We start from the raw sequence: 20,966 nt of genomic DNA on the forward strand, positions 1-20,966 counted from the left end.
CCTATATAATGCATAATTACTTTATCTATTCTTAAACTCCGGATTAACAATGGATCGCCTGTCCGACCTTGAATTTTTTGTCCAGTTGGTGCATCAGGGCTCCCTTGCCTCACTGGCTCGCGAGTTGGGCGTGACGCCGCCGGCGATCACGGCGCGCCTGGCGCAACTGGAGAAGCGGCTCGGGGTACGGCTGCTGAACCGCACAACGCGCCGGATCAGCGTTACGCACGAAGGGGAAATGTATCTGGCGACGGGCGGTCGACTTTTGGCCGAACTGCAGGAACTGGAGCAGGCAATTTCGAGCAGCAAGGCGGTTCCGAAAGGCCTGCTGCGCGTGAATGCGACATTCGGATTTGGCCGACGCCACATCGCCCCGGCGGTCGTCGAATTCGCGCGCCGCTACCCCGAAGTCGAAGTGCAACTCGAACTGACCGACCGCTCGGTCAACCTGGCCGACCAGGCCTACGACATCGGGATCTGGTTTGGGACGATCCCGGATTCACGCATGGTTGCGCGGCGCATCGTCCGCAACCGCCGGCTGCTGTGCGCCTCGCCCGATTACCTGGCAAGGCACGGTGTACCGGCAACGCCGCGCGACCTGCAGACGCACCGCTGTATCGTCCTGCGCGAGAATGATGCCGCGTTCGGCACCTGGCATCTCACCCGGGGCAGCAAACAGGAAACTGTGAAAGTGCGCGGTACCATGAGCACGAACGACGGCGAGACCGGCGTGGTCTGGGCATTGGCCGGCTTCGGCATCCTGATGCGTTCGGAATGGGATATCCATGCGGATATCGCTGCAGGACGGCTTGTACCCATATTGAAGGAGTGGGCATTGCCGAGCGGGGATATCTTTGCGGTCTATCCTGAACGCGCCAACCTCTCGGCCAAGGTCAGCGCCTTCATCGACTTCCTGGTCGAATGGTTCAAGCGCGACGCCGCGTGGACGCATCCCCAGAGTTAGCCTGCTTCGATGAAGGTAGAACGGATAGCCGGGGCGACACGACATCGCTCACGCGGTTCCAATCGTCCCGCATCTTGAATACGCTGACCGCTTCGATCAGGCGGCTGGTTTCCTGACTCATCATTTGTGTTGCGGCGGCGGCCTCTTCGACGAGTGCCGCGTTGCGCTGCGTGACATCGTCCATCTGAGCAATCGCCTGGTTGACCTGGGCGATTCCGAGGCTCTGTTCCTTGCTGGCTTCGGCGATGTCGATCACGATGTCGGCTACCTTGCGTACGCTTTCGGCCGTCTCATCCATCGTCTGGCGCGCCCGGGTTGCGAGTGCGCTGCCGCCTTGCACCTTGCCGACCGAATCTTCGATCAAACTCTTGATTTCCTTGGCTGCGACAGCGCTCCGATGCGCGAGGGTACGAACCTCATCTGCCACGACGGCAAACCCTTTGCCATGCTCTCTTGCCCGCGCGGCCTCCACTGCCGCGTTCAATGCCAGCATGTTCGTCTGGAACGATATGCTGTCGATGACGTCAATAATATCGGCAACCTTGCGCGACGAAGCATCGATCTGGACCATCGTCTCCACCATGTCTCCCATTACGCGGCTGCTGGTCGATGCGGTGAGTGACGCCGTACGAGCGAGCTCGCGCGCCAGGTGCGTATTCTCGGTGGTCTGCTGGACAGTGCTCGTCAACTCCTCCATCGAGGCGGCCGTCTCTTCCAGCGAACTGGCCTGGGTTTCGGTACGCGCGGACAGGTCGGCGTTCCCGCTCGCCACCTCGTGCGCCACATGATCGATCGACTGCGCGCCGTGGCGAACTTCCGTCACCGTCTTGATGAGGCTACTCTGCATGTGTGCGATTCCTCCCATCAGGCGATCGATCTCGGTCTGGCTGCCTGCCGGCACGCTGTGCGTCAGGTCGCCTCGTGCGACCTGTTCGAGGATGTCGATGGCATTGTCCAGAGGCGTCAACACGGCCCGCTTCAGGAAGCGATGCACTCCGATCACCAACGCAAGTGCGAGCAGAATACCAGCCGCGACCAGGGCCATGACCGTGCGGTATTCGGCGTCGCGCCGTGCCATCAATTGTTTGCTGAGCTCGGTATTCTGCTTCTGCAGACGATCGAGAAGACTGGACACCGCTGCCCCTTCCACGGTCAGGCTTTTCAGATTGATGTTATTAAACGTGGCGAGATCGTCGGCACGCAGGGCGCCGATTGCCTGATCCAGTGAGCCGTACAGCTTGCGAAGTGCCGACAGGAGGTCGCCGCGCAATTGGGCATCGGTGTCGTCGGACGCGGGCATCGCAACGAAGCTCCGCAACGCGTTTTGCCCACGCTGTTCGTATTTCTGTGCGGTGACGAGGTTGGCGCTGGCCGATGGTTGCTTGCCCTCCTCCTTCAAGTCGGTGTACACGCGCATCAGAGCGATACGGGTGCGCGCCGTATCGGCGTAGATGTCGTTGATATTGCGCGTTTCGTCGGCAACCTGTTGCGCCACGATGCTGCTATGGTTCGCGCGCGACAGCATCGCGATGCCGATGCCGGCACCGACGATCAGCATCAACGTGAACAAGCCTAGGGTCGCCATGAGGCTGAACCGGATGGTAAGCGTTTTCATGATTTGAATCGGAGTGATGCAGAAAGTGATACGGATGCGACGCGCTCGTGTTGGGCGTAAAAACGACACGCTGTCCATGAGATGCGTGTCGTCTTGGTCTATCAGAGCGTCAGAAGGTATGACGGATACCGAGGTTCGATGCGCGGTTGCCGGTCCCGGCTTCGGAATTGTTGGCCACGGTATATCCGGCCCCGTTGCTGTTCACGATGGCACCATAGACCGCATACAGGTCGGTGCGTTTCGACAGCGCGTATAGGTAGCCAATGCCCCAGGCGTGCGCGTCCTGGTTCAGGCTAGTCTTGTCGTTCTTGCGCGTATAAGAAGCGAGCAGCCTGCCGTGACCGAGCGGTGCCGCGACACCGACCATGGCCTCGTTGCCATCCGTGGAAGGCGTCGGCTTCACGCCGCCATAAGGATTATTGTTGTTGCCCATCGGGGCACTGTTGAATCCCTTGTCCATGCCATACGCGAAATATGCCTTTGCCAAGCCAAAGTCATAGTTTGCGGCCAGCAGCGAGTTGGTGCTGATCGACCGGCTCACGGCTGCGACACCGGGCGCTGGCGCCACATCGGAATTCTTGTTGTTGTAGGCGAGGCGCACGTTGAGCGGGCCACGCGAATAGCCGAGCGATGCGCCAAACTGGCGTCCTGCTGCGTTGCTGCCGGCCTGCTCTCCCGCAGCGTAGGCAATGTCTGCGGTCACGCCGGCAACGGACGGTGCCGCGTACACGATGGTATTGCTGGTGCGGACGTTGGTGCTCCAATCCGGGAACAGGTTCTTGGCGCCGCCCGCGAAACCGGTACCGAACGGATCGGCGACCTGGACCAGCGCCTGATGCCAGGGGGTGTACTGTCGCCCCAAGGTCAGCGTGCCGGCGTTGGTCTTCAATCCGACAAAGGCCTGGCGGTTAAAGATCGTGCCTGCGGTATCCACCTCGCCCGTGTCGATACGATATCCCGTCTCGAGCGTGAAGATGGCGGACATGCCACCGCCCAGATCTTCCGTGCCACGGAAGCCGAGACGCGACGCCGACCCGACGCCGCTGGTGAGCTTGGTCACGCTTCCCGCGACGCCACCACTCTCATGGACGAAGCCGGCATCCGCGATGCCATAGATGTTCACCGATGTCTGCGCCAGCGCGGCGTGCGCGCCGATCATCAACAGGACAGGACTGGCTAACCATTTATTCATACATCTCCTTATTATCGGGTCTGAGCCCGTTCGTTATTGGTAGGTACGGCTGTGTTGACACAGGACGAGTGCATTGCTGCACTCGCCTTTGTCGTCTTGAATCCGCTTGTTTGCGGACGCGATCGTTATGCCGCCGTGCGGGGCTGGCTGCTCGCGATGTCGCCAACGAGCACGGCCGTCATGTTGACGATACGACGGACCGTGGCCGACGGCGTCAACACTTGTACAGGCTTGGCTGCGCCGAGCAGCATGGGGCCGACGGCGACGTTATTGCCGGCTGCGACTTTCAGCAGGTTGTAAGAGATGTTCGCCGAGTCGATATCGGGCAGCACCAACAGGTTCGCGTCACCTTCGAGCGCCGACGTGGGGAGGAATTTACGTCGCAGCGTCGCGTCGAGCGCGACGTCGCCGTGCATTTCGCCATCGAGCTCGAGATCGGGCGCGCGCTCGCGCAGGATGGCGAGAACCTCACGCATCTTCCTGGCGGAAGGCGCATCGCTGGTCCCGAAATTGGAGTGCGACAGCAAGGCGACCTTCGGCACGATACCGAAACGTCGGACTTCCTCGGCCGCCAGCAGGGTGATCTCCGCGAGTTCCGCCGCGCTCGGATTGACGTTGACGTGCGTGTCCACGATGAAGATCTGGCGGCCCGGGAGGATCAGCGCGTTCATCGCCGCGTAGACGCTTGAGCCATCCTTCTTGCCGATGACCTGGTCGATGAAATGCAGATGGCGATGGGTCGTGCTGATCATGCCGCACATCAGCCCGTCGGCTTCACCCTTGCGTACCATCATTGCGCCGATCAGCGTCGTCCGCCGGCGCATTTCGAGCTTCGCCATTTGCTCGGTGATGCCGCGCCGGGACATGAGATCCAGGTACGTGGTCCAGTACTCCCGGTAGCGCGGATCGTGGTCGGTGTCGACCACCGTGAAATCCTTGTCCCTGACGAGGCGCAGGCCGAGCCTGGCGATGCGCTGCTCGATGACGGCGGGCCTGCCGATCAGGATGGGCTGGGCGATGCGCTCGTCGGCGACGATCTGCACGGCACGCAATACCCGCTCCTCCTCGCCTTCGGCGAACACGATGCGCTTCCTGTCAGGACTGGTGTCCCGCGCGGCCTGGAAGACAGGACGCATCATGCTGCCGCTGTGATACACGAACTGCTGCAAGTGCTGCGCGTAGGCCTCCAGATCGTCGATCGGCCGCGTCGCGACACCGCTTTCCATCGCCGCTTTCGCAACCGCGGGCGCGATCTTGACGATGAGGCGTGGATCGAACGGCGTCGGAATCAGATAGTTCGGTCCGAACGACAGGTCGCCGGTGCCGTAGGCCGCGGCCACGATGTCGCTCTGTTCCTGGCGGGCGAGATCGGCGATCGCATTCACCGCCGCGATCTCCATCTCGCGCGTGATCGTCGTCGCGCCCACATCCAGCGCACCGCGGAAAATGTAGGGGAAGCACAGCACGTTGTTGACCTGGTTCGGATAATCCGCGCGTCCGGTCGCCAGGATGGCGTCCGGACGCACTTCCAGGGCCAATGCCGGCGCAATCTCGGGAGTCGGATTGGCGAGCGCCATGATCAGCGGCCGCGTGCCCATGCTCTTTACCATGTCGGGCTTCAACACATTCCCTGCCGACAGGCCAAGGAAAATGTCGGCGCCTTCGATGACCTCGCGGAGGCTGCGCGCGCTCGTAGGGCGGGCATACCGGGCCTTCTTCGGGTCCATCAGCTCCGTACGGCCTTCGTAGACGACCCCGGCCAGGTCGGTCACATGGATATTTTCGAGTTTCAGGCCGAGGTCGACCAGCAGGTCGAGACAGGCCAGCGCCGCGGCACCCGCGCCGGATGCCACCAGCTTGACCTCTCCAATCGGCTTGCCGACGACCTTCAGACCGTTCGTGATCGCCGCGGCGACCACGATGGCCGTACCGTGCTGGTCGTCATGAAACACCGGGATGTTCATGCGCGCGCGGCATTCGCTTTCGACCGTGAAGCAGTCCGGTGCCTTGATATCCTCGAGGTTGATACCGCCGAACGTCGGTTCGAGCGCGGCGATGATGTCCACCAGTTTGTGGGGATCCTTCTCGTTGATTTCGATGTCGAACACATCGATGCCAGCAAACTTCTTGAACAGGACGGCCTTGCCTTCCATGACCGGCTTGGACGCCAGCGGCCCGATATCGCCAAGGCCAAGCACTGCGGTACCGTTGCTGATGACGCCCACCAGGTTGCCGCGGGCCGTGTAGCGTGCGGCATTGATCGGGTTGGCCACGATCTCCTCGCAGGGAAACGCTACACCAGGCGAATAGGCCAGTGCCAGGTCGCGCTGGTTGATCATCTGTTTTGTCGGGACGGTGGCGAGCTTGCCCGGCTTGGGAAACTCGTGATACTCAAGTGCCGCCTGACGCAGCAAGGAGGGTTCTGAAGTCATGATGAATCTTGTCGGTTATGGATGAGACATTGCCGTTTAGCGGGAGAATCAGTCTAGCGATACTTCGTGCTTTTATAATGAATGTCAGTTTTATCTACTATTAAATTTAACTGAATAATTCATTGATGATCCGGCCGTCTGCGCTGGACGCGCATAGTCATGGATCAGGAAACAGGTAGTGATCGCATGCGGTCTGGCGCCGTGACCGGATTTCCGGTGTCACAGCGCCATGCCGTCAGGCTCAGTGTTTACTCAGCGAAGCCGCAGGTACGCTCGTGGTATCGGAAACGGTGCCCGTCGTCGTATCCACAGGCAGGGCGGAACCGCGCTCGAGCACGGCTCGAGCCTGCTTGAGATCGAGCACCCTTTCCCAGCGCGCGACCACGACGGTCGCGACGCCATTGCCAACGAGGTTGGTCAGGGCACGTGCTTCGTTCAGGAAGCGGTCGACGCCCAGCAGCAGCACGAGGCCGGTCACCGGAATCTTGTGCATCGATGCCAGCGTGGCGGCAAGCGCAACGAAGCCGGCACCGGCGACACCCGCCGATCCCTTGGACGTGAACAGCAGCACGCCGAGCAAGACGAGCTGGTCCGTCAGCGTGAGATCGATATTCATTGCCTGCGCAATGAAGATGGCGGCCATGGTGAGGTAAATCGCCGTGCCGTCGGCATTGAATGCATAGCCGGTCGGCAGCACCAGGCCGACGACGGGTTTCGGAATGCCCATCTTTTCCAGCTTCACCAGCATTTGCGGCAGCACGGACTCGGTCGACGCCGTGCCGAAGGTCACCAGCAGTTCGTCCTTGATGTAGCGAAGGAACTTGAACAGGGACAGGCCGCACATCCGCATGATCAGGCCGAGTATCACGAAAACGAATACAGCCGAAGTCAGGTAGAGGCAAACGATGAGCTGGCCATAGGATGCCAGCGTACCGATCCCGTATTTGCCGACCGTGAACGCGATGCCGCCGAAGGCGCCGAGCGGAGCGAGGTACATAGCGATGCGGACAACACCGAACATCCCCTGCAGGAACATGTCGAGCATATCGACGAAAGGTTCGACCGGTTTACCCAGGCGAGCCAGCGCGATGGCAAACAGTACCGAGAAAAAGATGATCGGCAACATTTCGCCGTTCGCGAACGCGCCGACGACACTGTTCGGCACCATGTTCATGAAAAATTCCAGCGCACCGCCCTGCTGATGGGCTCTCTGCGTGTAGGTGGCGATGGCCGCGCCGTCGATATGGGACGGGTCGATGTTCATACCGATGCCCGGTTTGAACACGTTAACTACTATGAGGCCGACGGCCAGGGCAAGCGTCGAGGCGACTTCAAAGTACAAAATGGCCTTGAAGCCGACACGCCCCGCTTCGTGGACGTTGTTCATACGTGCGACGCCGACGACGACCGAGGCAAAAATGATCGGCGCCAACAACATCTTGATCATCTTGATGAACAGATCGCCAAGCGGCTTGGCTTGTGCGCCCAGATCGGGCATGTAGTGTCCGAGCAGGATGCCGGCAACGATGGCAATCAGGACCTGGACATATAGTTTGGAAAGGTATTTTCCAGCGAAGGAAGTGGACCGCATGGTTGTCTCCTCGTGCGAGTTCTTTTGGCCTGCTGAAGAACAGGTGTGACCGCAGCCGTTGCGCCTTGAGGCGCCGCCGCATTGGTCACAACCTGAACGGATTTGAGTGTTTCGACCGCGCCTCTTTAGCGGGCGTTAAGGTCGGGCGTCGGTCACGCCGACAGCTTCTGCATCTCGGCGAAGAGATCCGCCTTGCCTTCGAAGCCGATACCCGGCAGGTCCGGCATCGTGATGAAGCCGTTGTCGACCTTGACGCCGTCGGGGAAGCCACCGTACGGCTGGAACAGGTCCGGATAGGATTCGTTACCGCCCAGGCCGAGACCGGCCGCGATGTTCAGCGACATCTGGTGACCGCCGTGCGGGATGCAGCGGCTCGGCGACCAGCCGTGCTCGCGCAGCATGTCGAGCGTGCGCAGGTACTCGACCAGGCCGTACGACAGGGCGCAGTCGAACTGCAGCCAGTCGCGGTCCGCACGCATGCCGCCGTAGCGGATCAGGTTGCGGGCGTCCTGCATCGAGAACAGATCCTCGCCGGTCGCCATCGGGTTCTTGTAGTAATTGCGCAGCGTGGCCTGCAGCTCGAAGTCGAGCGGGTCACCCGGTTCCTCGTACCAGAACAGGTCATATTGCGACAGCGCTTTCGCATACTTGATCGCGGTGTCGAGATCGAAACGGCCGTTGGCGTCCACCGCCAGCTTCTGGCCATCCTTCAGCACCGACAGGATGCTGTCGATGCGGCGCAGGTCTTCGTCCAGCGAGGCGCCGCCGATCTTCTTCTTGACCACGGTGTAGCCGCGGTCGATGTAACTGCGCATCTCGTCCTTCAGCTTTTCGTGGTCCTGGCCCGGGTAGTAGTAACCGCCGGCGGCGTACACGAAGATCTTGCGATTCGGCTTGCCGTCGCCATAGCGGTCGGCCAGCAGTTGGAACAGGGGTTTGCCTTCGATCTTGGCGACCGCGTCCCACACGGCCATGTCGATGGTACCGATAGCCACCGAACGCTCGCCATGGCCGCCCGGTTTTTCGTTGGTGAACATGCAGTTCCAGATCTTGTGCGGATCCAGGTTGGTGCCGGCGTCGTCGACCAGCGAAGCAGGATCGGCTTCCAGGATGCGCGGGATGAAACGCTCGCGCATCAGTTTGCCCTGGCCATAGCGGCCGTTCGAGTTGAAGCCGTAGCCGATGACCGGTTTCCCGTCGCGGATCACATCGGTGACCACGGCAACCAGGCTCAGCGTCATCTTGCTGAAGTCGATGTACGCGTTGCGGATCGGCGAGCTGATGGGGACGGTTTTTTCACGGATTTCTACGATTCTCACGGGAGTCTCCTTAAGGACAATCGCATGTCTTGGATGCGATCAGGTGTCAGAAAACCGTAGATTAAGGCCTTGAATATCTCATATAATTCTCCGAGATTCATTTATGAAATGAGTTAAGGTGAAGAACGAACCAGCATCAGATATGCAGTTTTTCGTGCTCGTGGCCAAGCACGGCAGCTTGGCCGCAGCGGCACGGGCTCTCGACCTGACCCCTCCAGCGGCGACCAAACGCCTTGCCACACTCGAAAGCCGACTGGGTGTGCGGCTTGTAAACCGGACCACGCGTACGCTCAGCCTCACGAGCGAAGGCGAGACCTATCTACAGCATGCGAGCCGCATCCTTGCTGAGATCAAGGAAATGGAGGACGTGGTATCGCAGGGCCGCTCCGCACCTCGTGGACTCTTGCGCGTGAACGCGACCTTGGGTTTTGGACGTACGACGATCGCGCCGTTGGTGTCCACATTTACGGCTCGCTATCCGGAAGTTGAAATACAGATGGAAGTGACCGACCGGCCAGTCGATCTGGTCGAAAGCGGCTTCGACCTGGCGATCCGCTTCGGCGCCCTGCCGGATAAGCGCCTGAACGCACGCAAAATCATGTCGAATCGGCGCTTCCTGTGCGCCTCGCCGGGCTACCTCGATCGACATGGCATGCCGAAGAGCCTCGCCGACCTTGCTCATCACCGCTGCATCATCCATAGGCAAAACGACGACGCTTACGGCATCTGGCGCTTCATGCACCAGGACCATACCGAGATCGTCAAGGTCCATGGTGCACTGTCGAGCAACGATGGCGACATTGTTCTTGGATGGGCCTTGGACGGTCACGGCATCCTGATCCGGTCGGAGTGGGACCTGGCCAAGTACCTCGACAGCGGCAGGTTGAAGATCGTATTGCCAGAGTTCGATCTACCTGCGGCTGACCTGTTCGTTTATTACCCCAGCAAGCGCAATCAGACGATTCGTGCACGCGCGTTCATTGACTTTCTTGTCGAGCATTTTCGGGGACCGCAGGACAGTCAAAACGGCGGCGGAAAAAGACGCGAGCGCAAGGGCAAATGAACCTAAAACTTGCTTTTAACGCGACACAATACTCCTAAAATCATTCAGGTTTAGAGACTCTCCGAACTCTGTCATTCAGCTGGGGCGATAGCGAAGACCGAAAAGCCGCAGCTTTCCTACACACCGGCTAACCGCGATTCAACCTTTCGTCCGCTGGGCTTAGCGGTAAAATGATGGCCCTCCGGTCTAAGTTGCATGGTCACTACTACTCCGAATTATGAACGTTCCACGCGAAATCAACGCTACCGCAGCAGAGAGCCCGGCTGAACGCCCATCCGCTGAAAAACACAAGCCCATGGATCCGCAGGGTTTGAAGCCGGGTAAAAGCACCTTCTCTCCTATGATGCATGGGCGTGTTCTCGACTGAGGAACCGGGATAAGTAGAGAAACCTACGCCAGATGCTACGCCAGCGAAGCACAACGATGGGCACATTGCGACAACGCTCATCTACAGACCTAGTTCGCCGGCCCTTTGTTCGCACCAAGAATTCGACCATGTAGAAAAACGATTTATATAATTTACCTGCTTGCGACGTAGCGGCCCACCTGGGAAAACGGCATGCGCCGGCTGCGACCAGTTAGTCTCGCCCTGCCGGGGCGCTTGGCAGGCGCGCCTCATCAAGAAGACCCTCAGCGCCGCTTCAAGAGACCGTAGCATTTAGGCCGTAGCATGCCATTTGCTCGCGGTCGATGCTCAGCAACAGCATCGGCCGGCCGGCGGTCTGCTCGGCCTTCGCCTCGGAAACGCCGGGCACCTTCTGCAAGACCGTTTAGCGATCATTAACGAATACATGATTGCCAGGCAGAACATTTACCGGCTGGCGCAGCCCGCGATCGGCATTGTCTTGCAACTGGGCGCGCAAGACAGCATTGGCCTCCTTGCTCAACCAATTCCTGTTGTGCCCCCATATGCTGGGTCCGTCGGTCAACTCTACCGCCTGCCACGTGGCAGGCTCGATGATCAGGCCGCCCCAACCATATTCGATCATGAATTCCGATGGTGTCCGGACATAGAAGGACGTCATATGGTCGTTGGAATGCCGCCCTAACGTAACCGCAATGTCTGCCTTGCGCAGCTGCGCCAGGTCGTGTGCATGCCCCACATCGTCAAACTGCATCAGTTCCATCATCAGGTGATGGAAGCCGCGCCGTCCGTTTTCGATCAGGGCCAAGCTATGGTGACGCCGATTGACGTGCAGGAAATAGGCCTTGAACGGGGCCAGCACGTAATCGGATACACCGAAGCCGAGCAGTTCGGTATAGAAGGGCAGCACGGACTCCATTCTTTCGCAGGTCAGCACCACATGGCCGATGCCAAGGGGGCCGGTGCGGAATCCAGCGATATTACGTCCCGGCTGGAACGGACTGTCGGCTTTTTCGGCCCCCCAGTAGAGCTCGACCCGGTTTCCTGCCGGGTCACACATCCAGATGAGCTCGCGCACCCGGCGCTGCTCGGCCAGTGCCGCGCTGCCGCGCTGAACGCGGACTCCGGCGCCTTCCAACCGTGCCGCCATCGCTTGCAGGGCCGTGGCATTTGCCACTTCCCATCCGATATGCTGAATAACGCCGTCCGCACCGTCCTCGAATTGAAAGCGCTGGCTCAAGTCATCCATGCGGAAGGACAGGGTCCGCGCCGACCGGTCGGCAATTTGCAGGCCGAGAAATTTTGTGCCGAAGTCGGTCCACTCGGTCAGGCGGCTGGTACTGATGCCCACATAACCCAAGGATATGACGCTCATGCGTTTTCCTCCATGAAGCTGGTGACGATGCCGAGGAATTCATGTTTCTTCTCGATTTGCACCCAGTGGCCGCAATGGTCGATCGGGTGCAGGGTGGCATTGGGTAGTTTTGCTGCGAGCATTTCCGATACCCGGAACGGAATGACGCGATCGTCGCGGCCATGCACGAGGGCGACGGGCATGCGGATGGCTCTCAATTGCGCATCGCTCAGTGCGAGCATGTCGATTCCCTTCTGGCGCGGTACGGGAAACAGTCGGGCAAAACGTTCTTGCGCGTCGGCGCGGATGCTGGCGCGGTAGCGCAGCTCGACCAGATCATCCGTGACGATCGACTGGTCGTACGCAAAGATGCCGATCAGTTCGCGCATGGCGTCGCGCGACGGCTGATATCCCCATACCTTGTCCAGCCCGTCGCTGATGGGAAAACGCGTCCCCACCGACCCCATCAGCACCACCTTCTTGACGCGGTCCGGATACATGCTCGCCGTCCGGAGCGCGATGGCGCCGCCGAAGGAATTGCCGATGATGGAAAATTGCGCGATCCCCAGCGCGTCCATCAGGCCGATGACTTGCGCCACCCAGTTTTCCGGCGATGTCTGATACCCGGGCGGCGCTTGCGTGTAGCCGAAGCCGACCATGTCAGGGGCGACCACGCGGTGCGTCGTGGCAAGCTCCGGCAGGACCAGGCGCCAGTTGGCCCACGCCGTCACGCCCGGCCCCGAGCCGTGGATGAGCAGGATGGCGTTGCCCTGCCCGCGGTCGTGATAGTTGATGTGCACCCCGTCGAGGGTGATGCTGTTGCCAATCTCGGGAACGTTCTCGCTCATGTTCACTTCTCGAATATTCATGCCGTAATGAAGTGCTGCTGTCTTCGGGGCCGACGCGGGAAAATCAGCCGCGCTTCCAGATCAACCGCGCCGTGCGCGCTTCGGAGGTGCCCTCTTCCAAACGCGCCACCAGCGCCACCTGGCCTGCATCGATCGTTTCGATACGACGCTTCTGGGTCCCTCCCTTCCAATTAGGGAAGGCGCTCAAATCCACGTGATGGCTGACGGTGTCGCCGCCAAACGTATACGTCCCGGCATAGGCCAGCATGGAGCTGTAGGCCGCAGCCTTTTCGTCCTGCGAAGCGTTCCATTGCCCGCCGGTGGTGAAGTTCTGGCGGTCGCCGCGGCACAACATGCACATCATCCGGCCGTCGGGATCGTATTGAATGAAGCCTTCCACTTGCTGCCCCATCGGGTAAGTGCGGCGGCCATCGTCGTAAACCTGTTCCCAAGCAATGATCTGCCAGCGTCCGATGATTCCGTGTTCGCTCATCGACTACTCCTGTAAATTCGTGAAAATGTCTTCATGTGGCAGGACGGGCCTGCCACTTTCTTCCTGCCGCATCATTCGGCCAGAAACGCCAGCACCATGCGGTTGAATTTCTCCGCGTGCTCCCACTGCGCCCAGTGGCCGCAACGGTTGAAGATGTGCATCTCGGCATTCGGCATGCCCCACAGCAGGCGCAAACCGATATCGAAAGGGACAAACCGGTCATCGCGGCCCCAGATGATGAGGGCCGGCGCTTTGACCTCGCCGAGGCGCGGACCGTAGTCGCTGAACTGCTTCGGATTCGCAGCCAGGCTCTTCACCCAGTTTTCGAGGTGATCACGGCGCGTGAGCATGTTCTCCACGCGCAGTTGCAGCAAATCGTCGGTCAGCGCGCTGGGGTCGAACACGAAGACGTTCATCATGCGCTTGACGTTCTCGAGCGTCGGTTCGCGATAGACGTGGTTGAGCAGTTTGATGCCTTCGGTCGGCATGGGTACGAACTGGCTCGGGCCGCCTGTACCGCCGCCCATCAGGACGAGCTTGCCGACGCGCCCAGGATTGGCGAGCGCGAAGGCCATGCTGCTGTGGCCGCCCATCGAATTGCCGACCAGGTGTGCAAGTTCTACCTGGATCCGATCGAGCACGAGCTTGACGATGCGGCCGTTGAAGTCCGATCGCGAACCGGCCGTATTGAGAAACACGTCACTCCTGCCAAATCCAGGCATGTCGATCAGGAGCACGCGATAGCCGGCGCCGGCAAAAGACTCGATGTTACGGTGGAAATTTGCCCAGCCGGTCGCGCCCGGACCGGAACCATGCAGCATCACGATAACTTGACCCGAAGCCGGGCCGACGTCGTTGTAGTGAACGTTGTACTCCACCTCGCCATCGCGGACTCTTACGAACCGGCTGGAGGCGGCTTCGATATAGGGGGTGCTCATGTGCGATTCCTTCGGAGTCAGGCTGCCTTCTGCTTCAGCATATCCAGCGCCACGTCGACAATCATGTCTTCCTGGCCACCGACCATGCGGCGCTTGCCCAGTTCGACCAGAATATCGAACGCGGGCAGGCCATACTTCTGTGCGGCAGCCTCGGAGTGACGCAGGAAGCTGCTGTAGACGCCGGCATAACCGAGCGCAAGTGTTTCGCGGTCCACGCGCACCGGGCGTTCCTGGAGCGGGCGCACGATGTCTTCGGCTGCATCGATCAATTTCTTCACGTCACAGCCGTGGTTCATGCCCATGCGATCGACCGCAGCGATGAAGACTTCCAATGGTGCATTTCCAGCGCCTGCCCCCATACCGGTCAAGCTGGCATCGATACGATCGCAACCGTGTTCCAGTGCGACGATGGAGTTGGCCACGCCGAGAGACAGGTTGTGGTGCGCGTGCATGCCGGTGTGCGTCTCCGGCCGCAACACATCCTTGAATGCCTTGAAGCGATCGGCGATGTCGTACTGGTTCATCGCGCCACCGGAGTCCACCACATAAATCGTGGTCGCGCCGTAGCTTTCCATCTTCTTCGCTTCCTGCGCCAGGTTCTGCGGCGTGGTCATGTGGCTCATCATCAGGAAGCCGACCGTGTCCATGCCGAGGTGTCTTGCGTACTCGATGTGCTGCTTCGAGACATCCGCTTCCGTGCAGTGGGTGGCGACGCGCACGATGCGTGCTCCGGCATCGTAGGCGTTTCTCAGATCGTGGACGGTGCCGATACCGGGTAACAGCAGTGTCGCCACTTTCGAATGCTTCAGCACGCCGGCGACCGCTTCGATCCATTCCAGATCGCTGTGCGCGCCGAAACCGTAGTTGAAGCTGGAACCTTGCAAGCCATCGCCGTGCGCGACTTCGATGGAATCGACTCTGGCTTCGTCGAGTGCCTTGGCAATCTGCACCGCTTGTTCCAGGCTGTACTGGTGGCGGATGGCATGCATGCCGTCGCGCAGGGTGACGTCAGAGACGTAAATCTTTTTTGTCTTGTCGAACATGGGTAATCCTCCGCTCAAGCCGCTGCCGCGGAAAGTTGACGCTCGGCCATCCGCTCTGCCGTCTTCAAGGCCGCGCTGGTCATGATGTCGAGGTTGCCGGCATAGGCCGGCAGGTAATGGGCCGCGCCTTCGACTTCGAGGAAGACGGAGACTTTCAAGCCGGCCTGCTTGCCGATGCCGGGCAAGTTGAGGCCGTTCTCGTAACGATCGAACTGCACTTCTTGCTTCAAGCGATAGCCCGGCACGTATTCCCGTACGGCGGCGGCCATGTCTTTGACCGATTGGCGGATGGCCTCCTGGTCGGCGTCCAGGTCGGTCATGCAATACACGGTGTCGCGCATGATCAGGGGCGGCTCCGCCGGGTTCAGGATGATGATGGCCTTGCCCTTTTGCGCACCGCCGACTTGCTCGATGGCCTTGGACGTCGTTTCCGTGAATTCGTCGATGTTGGCGCGCGTGCCGGGGCCGGCGGACTTGCTGGAAATAGAGGCGATGATTTCGCCGTAGTAGACCTTGGCCACGCGCGAAACGGCGGCGACCATCGGGATCGTCGCCTGGCCGCCGCAGGTGACCATGTTCACGTTCGGCGAATCCAGATGCGCGTCGCCGTTCACGACGGGGATGCAATACGGGCCAATGGCGGCAGGTGTCAAATCCACCATGCGGATGCCGGACTTCAGTTTACGCAGGAAGGCGTCGTTCCTGACGTGCGCCGAGGCGGACGTCGCGTCGAAGACGATGTCAATGTCGGCGAAGTTCGGCATACGGGTCAAACCTTCCACGCCTTCATGCGTCACCGCGACGCCCATGCGCGATGCACGCGCCAGTCCATCCGAGTTCGGGTCGATGCCGACCATCGCGCCCATTTCGATATGCTTCCCATGCCGCAGGATCTTGATCATCAAGTCCGTGCCGATGTTGCCACTACCAATGATCGCGGCTTTGAGTTTCTTGTTCATCATGATTCCTTATTCGGTAAATACCGCGCACGCGCTGCCCAGCCCATCGATCTGCGTCGTGAACGTTCCTCGCTGCGTGACGGGTACCATCGGGCCGAGCGCGCCAGTCAGCACCACATCACCCGCACGCAAAGGCGTGCCCATCTTCACCATCATGTCGGCCAGCCACACGGCAGCGTTCAGCGGATTGCCGAGGCAGGCGGCGCCGCTACCACGTGACAGCACTTCGCCGTCGCAGGACAGCGTCATCGTCGCCGCGACGAGGTCGAGATCGGCAAGCCGCGCCGGACGGCTGCCCAGCACGAACAGCGCGCTCGATGCATTGTCGGCGACGGTATCGACAAAACGGATGTCCCAGTTCTGGATGCGGCTGTCGACGACTTCGATCGCCGCCAGCGCGTAGGCGGTCGCGGAGATGATGTCGGCGAAGGTGTGCTTGTCGTGCGTAAGGTCGCGCTCGAGTACCAGGGCGATTTCGGCTTCGACCTTCGGTTGGATCAGGCGCGACAGCGACATCGGTTCACCGTCGCCATAGGCCATGTTCGCAAAGAGCGCGCCGAAATCGGGCTGATTGACGCCCAGTTGCTGTTGTACCGCGAGCGAGGTCAGCCCGATCTTGCGGCCAACGATGCGCTCCCCGTGTGCACAGCGTGCATCGACGTTCGCTTGCTGGACGGCATAGGCCAACGCCATATCGTCGAGCGCGATTTCCTCGCGCACCGGCGGCACCGGCACGCGCGTGTTTTCTGCGTTGCGCAGCCTGCGAGCCAGGCTTTGTGCGAGTTGTTCAGACATCAGTGTTCCTTCTTTGTTGACGCCGCCGCAGCGGGTGCGGCATGCATGGCACCGAATCCCGCAATCCATTCGGGAATCGGTCGATAAAAATCCAGCGACGCGCGGTACGGCCCATAGGCGGACAGCGCGCCGAACGCCGCAACCCAAGTGCGGATTTCATGTGCCGACTTGCCGCCATCGCGGGTGATTGCTTCGTTGGTCATGCCATCCACCGCCGGCAGCTCGCACGCCAAGCGCTCGAGCAACGCACGGTCCCATTCGGGATTCAATGGATGCATGTTGCCGGTGCCCGCCGCGAACGCCTTGGCGGCGGCGATGGTGCGCGCCTGGCGCGCGTTGCGCGCCTCGGGCGTCGGATTGCGTCCGTCAATCAGTCTCTCCGCCACTTCCGCATCCGCGCTTGCCAGTTCCGGCACCGGCGGCTCGTGCGACATGCCGCCGGAACCGATCACAAGTACGCGTTTTCCAGTGCAGGACAGGAAGCGCCCGATGGCTTCGCCGAGCAGGCGCGAGCGGCGCAGCGTCGCCAGCGGCGGCGCCACTGAATTGATGAACACCGGGATCACCGGAAACCGGTCCAGTCCGCCGGTCAGCACTTCCAGCGCCTGCGCGCAGCCATGATCGACCTGCATCCGGTAGGACAAGGCCACATCGATATCGGCCGCCAGCACGCTTGCGGCCAACTCCCTGGACAACGCACCCGGCACCGCAAGCGGTCCGGCGAGACTCTTGTAATCGCCGATCGAGTTCGCCGCCGCGCCGATGCAGAACGGCGGCATCACGTCGTAGAAGAATCCGTTGTAGTGGTCCGGCGCAAAAACGACCACTAGTTCCGGGTCGTACGCAAGTACGCGTTCGCGTGCAGCAGCCTGCACACGCTCCACCTCCATCCGCACTTCCTGCGCCGGATCGAAATAGCCCTGCAGCGGCGTGTGAGAGAGGCATTCAAGACGAATTGGCATATCGATGCTCATATGAATTCTGTGGGGGGGCCCCTCAATGCCCGCAACGATGGCGGGCGTTGTGAGGCTCGTCGCGGACCGCGCTCCGCAGCGGCCCTGCGGCCATCGTCAGCGTCCGGCCGATTCCAGCTTGGTCAACGACACGTCGCTGGGCTTGGCGTCAAAATTCGTGCGCCAGCTCGACACATCGATCAGTGAGACCGTCGCGTGGTTTCGCTGGAAATCGATCACGTCAGCGGAGACGGTGCGGATATCGCCGGCCTTCGTGTTGACGTAGGAATGCAGTTCGATGAACTTCCAGAACTCACCCTTGCGGTTGTACGCCTCCACGTAGTGAACGCGCGGATACGCGGTCTCGACATAGAGGACCTTCTTGCTGTACGGGTGCTGTGACGGCGTGGCGACCTCGACCACATAGACCTCACGAGGCTCGAACGAATCGTTCAGGTTCCAGTACGGCGCAGAACGATCCAGCGTCGGATATTTCTCGGCCTGTCCGGACGCCTTCGTATTCCAGTTGTCCAGGCGGCTGTTGGCCGCAGCCAGGACCCAGCGCTTGCCCAGCAGCTTGTATCCCGGGTACCAGCACGGGCGCGCATTGAAGCCGTCGATCTCGTCCTGCAACTGGTCGGAGGAACCAATCGGATCCATCCAGGCACCGCCCGACAGGCGGCGGGTTCGACGCACGGCGGGAACATAGGCCCACACGTCCGGCACCTTTTTCGAGTCATACATCATGGTGTAGGTGCCGATGCCCTTAACTTCCGACGGCGCCTTGAAGAACAGCAGCTGGCGGGCGCTTTCATCGTCGTCGCCGAGCGTCGACGAGTTGCCGGTCAGGCGGCCCTTCATCGTGAACCGGGTGAATTCAGCCACCAGTTCGGCATGGACGCCGCTCTTGCCGTCGATCAGCACCTGCGTGAAGTTCGGCACGGAGGAGACGTCGCCGAGCAGCGAGCCCAGGTGCAGATTCCAGACGATTTTCTTCGCCGCGTCCGGATCCTTCATGTCGATGTCGGGGAACGGTTCGCCCGCTTTCCAGCCATCGACCTTGCAGGCGGCTTCGTCGATCCTCGTCTTGCCTTCGTTGGCCTTGCTGGCCGCGACCCAGCGCGGATCGAGCGACACTTTCTTCGAATGCGCCAGCGTCAGCTTCCAGCCGCTGTTACGGATGCGCCATTCCATTTTCTCGGTCAGCATGCTGCCGATGGTGTGGCCCTCGAAGGTGCCGTTCTTGACCTGATCGATGTTGGCGGCGGAAATCACCGTGCCTTCGGCCAGGTCGGCGGCCAGCGCCGGCAGGCAGGCTGCGCCGATCAGCGCGACTGCAAGGGGGCGGTACAAAGTTGTTGCGTTCATGATTGCTCTCCGGGTGCAATGAGTTAGAACTGATAAGTCAAGCTGGTGTAGACCTGGTCGCGGTGGTGCAGGTAGCCGAACAGCGTGGTCCTGTCGCTGGCGGACACGCCACCGTTGACCGTCTTCGCATAGCCGTTGTCCCAGAAACCGTCGTACTCGACCTTCCAGCGCAGGTTCTTGCTCAACTGGGTCGTGACGGAGGGGATGTAGAAGCCGCCGCCATTCGTCACGTCCGAACCCAGCACGAGCTGCGGATGGATGCGGCCGTTGTCATAGCTCAGGTCGAAGATGGTGGTCACGAGCGTGCTGTGGCGCTTCGCGCGGCCGCCCCAGCCGACGCTGTACAGCAGGTTGTCGTTCTGGTCGAACTTCTGGATCCACTTGTCGAACAGTTGCACCGAGAAGAACATCGGCTTTTCCGTGCCCAGCAGGTTCTGCGTGAAAGCGAAATTCTTATCCATGCGAACCATGGCGGCGACCACGTTCTTCGTCTTCCAACCATCGAAGCCGGGCGCGATGAACTGGCTCATCGGCGACGACGTCGCGGCAACGACGTTGAACGGGGCATTCTTGATGAAGGCGACTTCGGTACTGAACACGGCATCGGCCATGTCGACGTAGCGGCTGGCCGTCGCACCGAACACATTCACGATCGGATAGATGATGTCGCCGGCACTGCCGGCCGTGGTCGTGGCGCCGGTCGGCGTCACGCCCGACGACGCGCGCACGCCCGGGATCCCGAGCAGGAAAACGGGCGTCGTCGGCGACGGATTCATGATCGGCGCGTTGTAGAACGTGCGCATCCACGAGACTGAGTAGTTGGTGTCGCCCGCCATGCCGCTCCAGCGCACGCCGCCCGTCTTGCGGTCGATGTCGGCCTTCGTGTTGTGCCAGGCATAGGGGTCGATTTTCCGGAAGTCGACGCCGGCATACGGCTGGCTGGACCAGCGGCCGCCATACACGTCGATCTCGGTGCCGATGTCCCGCTTGCGGTCCCAGCCCGGACGAATGAAGGCTTCGATGCCGCCGTTCGCTTCGGGCACGTCGATATTGGTCTTGAGAATAATGTTGCCCTTGCGCAGTTCTTCGTTGGCCGGCTCCAGGAAGCTGCGCCAGACGTTGTCATAGCCTTGCGCGAGGTCGTTGGCCACGAAGAAGTCGGTCTCGCCCCAGACGATCTGCTGCTTGCCGATGCGGAACTTGACACGGTCGCTTGCCTTGACGTCGGCATACCATTCGCGCAGATCGACGTCGTTGTACAGGTCCGTCAGGTTCTTGCCCCGGTAGCTGTTGGCTCCCATGCCTTGCAGATGTTTCAGGAACGGGGTGTCGATCTCGCGGGCGGCACGGCCCTTGGCGACGACCGTGACGGCGTCGCTCACCTTGAAGTCCATGTTCACGCGCACGGTCGTACGCGCCATGGAGACCTTGCCCTGGTCGTTGTAATTGGGCGTGTCCTGCCAGTTCTTGGCATTGACGGACACTTCCTCGCGCAGGTAGCCATCGAAGTGGAAGCGGTCCTCACCGCCGTTGTCGTCGGCCAGCACGAGCGGGCTGGCGACCACCATCACGGCGGTGGGGATCAGCGCGCGGCAAAGGCGGCTGCGTCGCGTAAAGGTGGTTTTGCGTTGCTTCATTATGTCTCCCTCAGAAGAAGCATGGAAAAGAATTGGAA

Annotated in this window: 17 protein-coding genes; 2 read left to right on the forward strand and 15 right to left on the reverse strand. The window is 60.8% G+C overall.

Going from position 1 to position 20,966, the window contains the following annotated elements; all coding sequences use genetic code 11:
- Positions 1-49: 49 nt before the first annotated feature.
- The gene (locus QPK29_RS20070) at positions 50-964 is read left to right on the forward strand and encodes a LysR substrate-binding domain-containing protein (RefSeq protein WP_105378313.1); all 915 of its coding nucleotides are present in this window, start codon (positions 50-52) and stop codon (positions 962-964) included.
- On the opposite strand, the gene QPK29_RS20075 is transcribed toward QPK29_RS20070, so the two are convergent.
- The 5 genes from QPK29_RS20075 to QPK29_RS20095 all read right to left on the reverse strand — a co-directional run bounded on the left by QPK29_RS20075 (position 927) and on the right by QPK29_RS20095 (position 9,113).
- Complete coding sequence (locus tag QPK29_RS20075) at positions 927-2,579, reverse strand: methyl-accepting chemotaxis protein (RefSeq protein ID WP_105378427.1); 1,653 nt, start codon at positions 2,577-2,579, stop codon at positions 927-929. The genes QPK29_RS20070 and QPK29_RS20075 overlap by 38 nt on opposite strands.
- Before the next feature lie 109 nt (positions 2,580-2,688).
- The gene (locus QPK29_RS20080; RefSeq protein ID WP_105378314.1) at positions 2,689-3,771 is read right to left on the reverse strand and encodes a porin; all 1,083 of its coding nucleotides are present in this window, start codon (positions 3,769-3,771) and stop codon (positions 2,689-2,691) included.
- 125 nt (positions 3,772-3,896) lie between these two features.
- On the reverse strand, positions 3,897-6,203 hold the full coding sequence (locus QPK29_RS20085) for an NADP-dependent malic enzyme (RefSeq protein WP_105378315.1): 2,307 nt from the start codon (positions 6,201-6,203) through the stop codon (positions 3,897-3,899).
- 241 nt (positions 6,204-6,444) lie between these two features.
- A complete protein-coding gene (gene dctA / locus QPK29_RS20090; protein WP_371770859.1) occupies positions 6,445-7,794 on the reverse strand; it encodes a C4-dicarboxylate transporter DctA in 1,350 nt (449 codons plus the stop codon).
- 152 nt (positions 7,795-7,946) lie between these two features.
- A complete protein-coding gene (locus QPK29_RS20095; protein WP_371770860.1) occupies positions 7,947-9,113 on the reverse strand; it encodes a mandelate racemase/muconate lactonizing enzyme family protein in 1,167 nt (388 codons plus the stop codon).
- Between the two features lie 118 nt (positions 9,114-9,231).
- On the opposite strand from QPK29_RS20095, the gene QPK29_RS20100 reads away from it, so the two are divergent.
- Positions 9,232-10,176: a LysR substrate-binding domain-containing protein gene (locus QPK29_RS20100; protein WP_371770861.1), complete on the forward strand. Its 945-nt coding sequence runs from the start codon at positions 9,232-9,234 to the stop codon at positions 10,174-10,176.
- Between the two features lie 770 nt (positions 10,177-10,946).
- Here the strand turns inward: QPK29_RS20100 and QPK29_RS20105 are convergent.
- The 10 genes from QPK29_RS20105 to QPK29_RS20150 all read right to left on the reverse strand — a co-directional run bounded on the left by QPK29_RS20105 (position 10,947) and on the right by QPK29_RS20150 (position 20,928).
- Entirely contained in the window at positions 10,947-11,915 is a 969-nt protein-coding gene (locus QPK29_RS20105; RefSeq protein ID WP_371770862.1) for a VOC family protein, read from the reverse strand.
- Positions 11,912-12,742 carry an alpha/beta fold hydrolase gene (locus QPK29_RS20110; protein WP_371770863.1) on the reverse strand — a complete coding sequence of 277 codons (831 nt, stop codon included), beginning with the start codon at positions 12,740-12,742 and terminating at the stop codon, positions 11,912-11,914. Before QPK29_RS20110 ends, QPK29_RS20105 begins: the two co-directional genes overlap by 4 nt.
- 64 nt (positions 12,743-12,806) lie before the next feature.
- Positions 12,807-13,235 carry a lipocalin-like domain-containing protein gene (locus tag QPK29_RS20115; protein ID WP_371770864.1) on the reverse strand — a complete coding sequence of 143 codons (429 nt, stop codon included), beginning with the start codon at positions 13,233-13,235 and terminating at the stop codon, positions 12,807-12,809.
- Positions 13,236-13,306: 71 nt separating this feature from the next.
- Complete coding sequence (locus QPK29_RS20120; protein ID WP_371770865.1) at positions 13,307-14,173, reverse strand: alpha/beta fold hydrolase; 867 nt, start codon at positions 14,171-14,173, stop codon at positions 13,307-13,309.
- Positions 14,174-14,190: 17 nt separating this feature from the next.
- Positions 14,191-15,216 carry a 4-hydroxy-2-oxovalerate aldolase gene (dmpG, locus tag QPK29_RS20125; RefSeq protein WP_371770866.1) on the reverse strand — a complete coding sequence of 342 codons (1,026 nt, stop codon included), beginning with the start codon at positions 15,214-15,216 and terminating at the stop codon, positions 14,191-14,193.
- 14 nt (positions 15,217-15,230) lie between these two features.
- Positions 15,231-16,175 (reverse strand): acetaldehyde dehydrogenase (acetylating), encoded by a 945-nt coding sequence (locus QPK29_RS20130; protein ID WP_371770867.1) that lies wholly within the window; start codon positions 16,173-16,175, stop codon positions 15,231-15,233.
- Positions 16,176-16,184: 9 nt separating this feature from the next.
- Entirely contained in the window at positions 16,185-16,970 is a 786-nt protein-coding gene (locus QPK29_RS20135) for a 2-keto-4-pentenoate hydratase (protein WP_371770868.1), read from the reverse strand.
- Entirely contained in the window at positions 16,970-17,932 is a 963-nt protein-coding gene (locus tag QPK29_RS20140) for a 3-carboxyethylcatechol 2,3-dioxygenase (protein WP_371770894.1), read from the reverse strand. Before QPK29_RS20140 ends, QPK29_RS20135 begins: the two co-directional genes overlap by 1 nt.
- 108 nt (positions 17,933-18,040) lie before the next feature.
- On the reverse strand, positions 18,041-19,291 hold the full coding sequence (locus tag QPK29_RS20145; protein ID WP_371770869.1) for a DUF1329 domain-containing protein: 1,251 nt from the start codon (positions 19,289-19,291) through the stop codon (positions 18,041-18,043).
- Between the two features lie 23 nt (positions 19,292-19,314).
- Positions 19,315-20,928, reverse strand: coding sequence for a DUF1302 family protein (locus tag QPK29_RS20150; RefSeq protein WP_371770870.1), 1,614 nt, complete (start codon positions 20,926-20,928; stop codon positions 19,315-19,317).
- Positions 20,929-20,966: the final 38 nt, after the last annotated feature.

Source organism: Massilia orientalis, from assembly GCF_030411975.2.
Lineage (GTDB): Bacteria > Pseudomonadota > Gammaproteobacteria > Burkholderiales > Burkholderiaceae_D > Telluria > Telluria orientalis.